This window comes from Methylacidimicrobium cyclopophantes (genome assembly GCF_902143385.2).
Taxonomy (GTDB): Bacteria; Verrucomicrobiota; Verrucomicrobiia; order Methylacidiphilales; family Methylacidiphilaceae; genus Methylacidimicrobium; species Methylacidimicrobium cyclopophantes.
The window spans coordinates 1-5,578 of the sequence record NZ_CABFUZ020000120.1 but is presented as its reverse complement, the minus strand read 5'-3'; the positions used below and the strand labels follow the sequence as shown (position 1 = coordinate 5,578).

Annotated in this window: 6 protein-coding genes; all 6 read right to left on the bottom strand. The window is 65.9% G+C overall.

Annotation, left to right across the window (positions count from 1 at the left end; all coding sequences use genetic code 11):
* A partial coding sequence (hypD, locus tag FN369_RS05455) for a hydrogenase formation protein HypD (RefSeq protein ID WP_142525183.1) occupies positions 1-446 on the bottom strand: 446 nt, incomplete at its 3' end.
* Complete coding sequence (locus tag FN369_RS05450; protein ID WP_142525182.1) at positions 443-730, bottom strand: HypC/HybG/HupF family hydrogenase formation chaperone; 288 nt, start codon at positions 728-730, stop codon at positions 443-445. The genes hypD and FN369_RS05450, both read right to left, overlap by 4 nt.
* 36 nt (positions 731-766) lie before the next feature.
* Positions 767-3,100, bottom strand: a complete 2,334-nt coding sequence (gene hypF / locus FN369_RS05445) for a carbamoyltransferase HypF (protein ID WP_142525181.1) — start codon at positions 3,098-3,100, stop codon at positions 767-769.
* A 182-nt stretch (positions 3,101-3,282) separates the two neighbouring features.
* Positions 3,283-3,990 (bottom strand): nickel transporter, encoded by a 708-nt coding sequence (locus tag FN369_RS05440; RefSeq protein ID WP_142525180.1) that lies wholly within the window; start codon positions 3,988-3,990, stop codon positions 3,283-3,285.
* Positions 3,991-4,003: 13 nt separating this feature from the next.
* Positions 4,004-4,789 carry a hydrogenase nickel incorporation protein HypB gene (gene hypB, locus FN369_RS05435; RefSeq protein ID WP_142525179.1) on the bottom strand — a complete coding sequence of 262 codons (786 nt, stop codon included), beginning with the start codon at positions 4,787-4,789 and terminating at the stop codon, positions 4,004-4,006.
* 43 nt (positions 4,790-4,832) lie between these two features.
* Positions 4,833-5,366 (bottom strand): hydrogenase maturation nickel metallochaperone HypA, encoded by a 534-nt coding sequence (hypA, locus tag FN369_RS05430; protein ID WP_178087696.1) that lies wholly within the window; start codon positions 5,364-5,366, stop codon positions 4,833-4,835.
* Between the last annotated feature and the right edge of the window lie 212 nt (positions 5,367-5,578).

Below are 5,578 nucleotides of genomic sequence, written 5' to 3'. Positions count from 1 at the left end.
GCCAACCCGTTGGCGGGCGCGGTCGTCTCGAACCCCACCGCGAAGAAGACGACCTCCCGTTGGGGATTCTCCCGAGCGATCCGAACCGCCTCGAGCGGGGAGTAGAGCATCCGCACGTCGGCGCCGCCGGCCTTCGCCTCCAAGAGGCTCTTTCGCGATCCGGGGACGCGCAACATATCCCCATAGGAGCAGAGGATCACTCCTTGTTCCGCAAGCAGGATCGCCTCGTCGATCCGCCGGAGGGATGTGACGCAGACCGGGCAGCCCGGCCCGTGGATCAGCTCGATCTCACCGGGGAGGAGGGAGAGGATCCCGTACTTCACCAAGTTATGCGTCTGCCCGCCGCAAACTTCCATGATCCTCCACGGACGGGTGAGCAGCCCGCCGATCTTGGCGAGCATCCGGCGCACGAGCTCAGGATCGCGGTATTCGGAAAGGAGCTTCATGCCGACGGCCTCCCTTCCGCCTCGGGCGGAGCGGCGTCGGGATCGATCTCCTCGAGATCCCCCATCTCTCGGAGCAGGGCGAAGGTCTTTTCCGCCTCCTCTGCGTCGACGCGGGCGATCGCCAGCCCTACGTGCACCAGGACGTAATCGCCGACTCGAGCTTCCGGCAACAGCTCGAGGTTCACCTCCTTGACCACGCCGCCGAAGCTCGCCTTCCCCATCCGGAAGCCGCCGGGAAAGGGAGTGAACACCTCCTTCAACTCTCCGGGAATCGCCAAGCACATCGTCTGCTCCCTTCCTTTCTCGCAGAGCCGCAGCCCTCAACTCCGCACTCTCCTCAAACTTCCGCTCCCCCAGGCGGAGGCCACCATCTGGCCGAAGGAGATGCTTTCATCATTGGGGGAAAGCTCCCGCGCAATATAGACCGAAATCCGCTCGCCCCACAAAGCTTCGATCAGATCGACCAGGAGGCCGTTCTGAAAGACCCCGCCGCCGAGCGCAACCCGGCGGCAGCCCACCCCCTCCACGATCCGGCCGACGAGGGAGGCGAGCGAGAGGTGGAAGCGCAGCGCGATCTCCTCCGAGGGAACGCCGCAAACCAGATCTCGGGCGATCTCCGCTCTCAGGCCGTCCAAGCCAACTACCCCGCCCGAGGGAAAAGAGGGGAGAGGGTACGGCTCTCGGCCGCGCACCGCGCCGACTCCCCCCAGCGCACGACAGAGCCGGAGAGCGATCCTTTCGAGCCCGCGCGCGGCCTCCCCTTCGAAGGAGACCCGATCGGCGAGACCGAGCAGGCTCGCAACCCCGTCGAAGAGCCGTCCGACGCTCGAGCTTCTCGGAAAATCCCCGCGCGCCAGAAGCGCTCGGTAGATGCGCCGCTCGACCGGCAGGAGCTTCTCCTCCAGCCGCTCCCGCAAGCCTTCCGAGGAATGCCAGAGGCCGAATGCCGAAAGGCGCGGCTCCCGAATCGCCTTTTCGCCAAGGAGGAGGGGAAGATAGTCGAAATGAGCCACCCGCTCCATCCTTCCTTCCCTCCAGAGGAAAAACTCGCCCCCCCAGATCGCCCCATCCTCCCCGAGTCCGGTCCCGTCCCAAATCACGCCCAATACGGGCTCCCGCTCCCAAAGAAGGGAGTGCTCGGCCAAAAGAGACCAGAAATGGGCCCTATGGTGCTGGACCTTCTCGACCCGCAACCCCCATTCTCCCGCCAAGCCCCGGCCCGCCTCGGTCGAGGCGTAGCCGGGATGGAGGTCGACCGCGATCCGCTTCGGCACGAACGAGAGCAGGCGGCGGAGATGGGAGAGGGTGGCACGGAAGTTCTCCTGGCTCTCCCAACTCTCGAGATCTCCCAGCGGCTGCGAGAGGTAGATCTTCCCCTGATGGGCCAGAGCGACGGTCGATTTCTGATGGGCCCCCATGGCGAGGATCGCCACCTCGGGGTCCAATTCGAAACCCTCCGAGAGGTAGAGCGGGGCAAAGCCGCGGGCTCGGCGCAAAAGGATCGGATGTCGAAAAAAAGGGGAAAAGCGGACCACGGAGTCGTCGAGCCGGCTTTCGATCTCCCGGTTGTGGCTGAGCACCGCGTCGACGACGTGGCCGAGCGAGGCCACGATCTCCCTCTCGGTCGCGAGAATCGGCGAATCGGAGAGATTCGCGCTGGTCGCCACCACCGGGCCCGCGAGCCGGTCGAGAAGCAGGGAGGGGAGAGGGGCCGAAGGGAGCATGATTCCCAGGGTATCCTCCTCTGGGGCGACCCCCGGAGCGAGGGAGCCGCCGGCCTCCCGTCGATCGAGGATCACGATCGGCTTCTCGCGGCGGAGGAGCCACCGCTCCTCTTCCGGAGCGGCGCGCGCTTCCCGTCGAATCGACTCGAGATCGGCGAAGAGGAGAGCGAACGGCTTGGTCGGCCGCCGCTTCCTCCGGCGCAGCTCCTCCACCGCCCGCGGGTTGGCCGCGTCGACCAGGAGGAGATAACCCCCGACTCCCTTCAAAGCGACGATCTCCCCCCGCGCGATCCGCCCGGCGGCCTCGTCGAGAGCCGGGATCCCCGAAGCGAGCCGAGCGCCCCCCGAGTCGAGCAGATCGACCCGCACCCCGCAAGTCGGACAAGAGTTCGTCTGGGAGTAGAAGCGTCGATCGGCGGGATCCCTGTACTCCCGGGCGCACTCCGGACACATCGGAAAGGGCTCCATCGTGGTCCGCTCCCGATCGTAGGGTAGCCCCCGGATGATCGAGTAGCGGGGGCCGCAATCGGTGCAGGTGGTAAAGGGATACTGGAATCGACGGTTCTTCGAATCATGCATCTCGCTCCGGCAGCTCTCGCAGAGGTCAAGATCGGGGAGGAGCAAGACCGTCGCTTTCCCTTCCTGGCTGCTCTCCCGGACGACGAAGGAAGAATCGGTGCCGAGCGGAGCCTCCCGGATCTCCGAGTGGGTCACCGCAGCGATCGGAGGATGCTTCCGGAGGAGAGCCTCCCAAAAGCGGTCGAGCGCTTCGCGCTCCCCCTGCACCCGGATGTGGACCCCGTCGAGCCCGTTGCTCACCCAGCCGACGAGCCCCGCCTCGCGCGCCAGCCGGTAGACGAAGGGCCGAAATCCCACCCCCTGTACCTTTCCGTCGAGGTGGATTTGCCGTGCCGCTATCTCCGAGCTCATTCCGCCCACCTTTCTCCTGCAGTTCCTAGCCGCTACACCGCAAACGGTCTTGGATGCGAGGCGGGCGCCGGTCTTCCATAGGAGCTGTCGGAAGAGACCCTGCAAGGAGCGAAAACCAAGCCGGACGAAGCGGATGAGCCCCTGTGGGCACTCCGCACGAGAAAGCCTCTTCCCTATGCAACCTAGACCCCTCCTGCCCAGAGCCAGAAGATCCCCGTTCCGATCGCGAAGCCGCCGGTCGCGAAGCGCACTGCGCGAAACCCCCCGCTCCCTCCCGCCGGGAGGAGGAGCCATCTGCCGAGGATCCAGGAAAAGAGAGCCATCCCAAAGATCGCTCCGAGGCCGAATCCTCCGATATATCCGCCCGCGCTCGCCCGGCTCGGGAGGGCCAGCACAGGGAGGGCCGCCAGGAAATGGTGGCTGCCGGCAATGCCATGGAGGAGACCGATCCAGAGCGGAGCGTGGGGGTGGTGATGGGCTTCGGGCGCCTCGTGGCCCTCGGAGGCGACCTCGCCCGGCCGATGGAGGTGGAGATGGCCATGAAAGATCCCGTCGTGGCAATGGCGATGAAAATGGATCCGGCTGCGGAGAGCCCGCCGGCAGGACCAGAGGCCGATCGCCACCAGGACCAGACCGACCAGCCGCTCGCCCCAATGGGAGAGAAGCGCCGTCGGAACCGCCCCTCGAAGCCAGAAGACGAGCAGGCTCAGGAGCCAGACGCCCCCGCTGTGACCCAGGCCCCAGGAAAGACCGACGCGCCAGGCGTCGACACGCCTCTCGATCGAGAGCGGCGCGATGGCGGCTAGGTGGTCCGGCCCGGTGAGCGCGTGCACGACCCCGGCAACGAACCCCGCCCCGACGGCGGCGACCAGCAAGGGCTGCCCTAGCACCGCTCCGACCCCTCTATCTCTCCCCCACGACCGGTGCCTCCGGTCGTCCCGAAACCTTGGCCCGAAGCCATCCTTCCTCCACCCAGCGGAGCCACTCTCCCATCCCCTCGCCGGTCTTCGCCGAGAGCAATAGGAGATCGAGACCGGGCCGGAGCCTATGGGCAAACTCGGCGCATCGATCTACGGAAAAATCGACGTAGGGCAAGAGGTCTCCCTTCGAGAGGAGGAGAAGATCGGCTCCATGGAAAGCCTCGGGGTATTTCCGGGGCTTGTCCTCCCCTTCCGTCACCGAAAGCATCACCACCCGCTTCCCTTCCCCAAGGTCGAAAAGCGCGGGGCAGATAAGGTTCCCCACATTCTCGATCCAGAGGATCCCCCCGGCGGGAAGCGACAGCTGCTCGAGCGCATGGCCGACGACGTGGGCATCGAGATGGCAACTCCGCCCCGTTTGGATCTGAAGGGCGGGGACCCCTGCAGCACGGATCCGCTCCGCATCGAGCTCACTCTGCTGATCGCCCTCGACCACGGCCATCGGGATCCTCTCGCGAAGTGCCTCGAGCGTGCGGACGAGCAGGGTCGTCTTGCCCGAGCCCGGGCTCGAAATGAGGTTCACCGCAAAGACGCCGCTCCGGCGAAAGAGCTCCCGATTGCGCCGGGCGAACGCTGCGTTGGCCTCGAGGAGATCCGCCTCCAGGTCGATCCGCCGACCTCCGTTGGCCCCGTGGGGATGCTCATGGGCATGACCGAAATGCTCGTGCTTTTCCCCCTCCCCGCCTCCGCATCCGCATGTTGCGCACATCGCTTTCCCTCCCTTGCTTTCTTTCGCCGCAAAGCGGCTCCGCTCAATCGACTTCGATCTCCCCGAGCCGTAGCCCCACATCCTCCTCCAGCATCCACCGATCGCTCCCGCAACGGGGACAGGCTTCTCCGAGCCTCTCCGCCTCTGCTTCGTGCGAACAATCGAGACAGACCGCCTTGGCGGGAACCGCCACTATGTCGAGGAGCGCCCCTTCGGCCAAAGTGCCGCGCGAGACGGCTCCGAAGGCGAAGACCATCGAAGAGGGCTCCACCATCGCCCGAGGCCCCACGCGGAGTTCCACTCGGTGGACCTTCCGATACTGGTGGCGCTCGGCCTGCTCTTTCAAAATCTCGAGGATCGCTTGGCAGAGGGAAAGCTCGTGCATGCGGTCCCTATTCCGGGAAGCCGGCGCCCACGATCTCCGCTTGCCGTTTCGTCTGCCGACTCCTTTCGCGCAAACCAGCGTCGCCCGAACCCAATCCCAAGAGAGACGGCTCGAGCCCACTTCCTGCGGATGATTCCATTCGTTCGGCTCGCGCGGCTTCGACCGCCCGAAGGACTCGAGATAGCGATGCATTTCGATCCCGGTCGAGCGGCCACGATCGTTTCCCGGGTGCTGTCCCCGGGCGGAACCTCCGCCCTGCGTATCCGACGCGAAAGGATGCTCTCGCGCTCGAGTTGGCATGTCAAGTGAGATGCACGAGCGCGGCGGTCGACTGGAACCGATTCCTGAGTGCGGAATTGGTCGCTGCCCGCGTCCTCGCTTCTCCTAGCCGCCAGAGGCGGGAG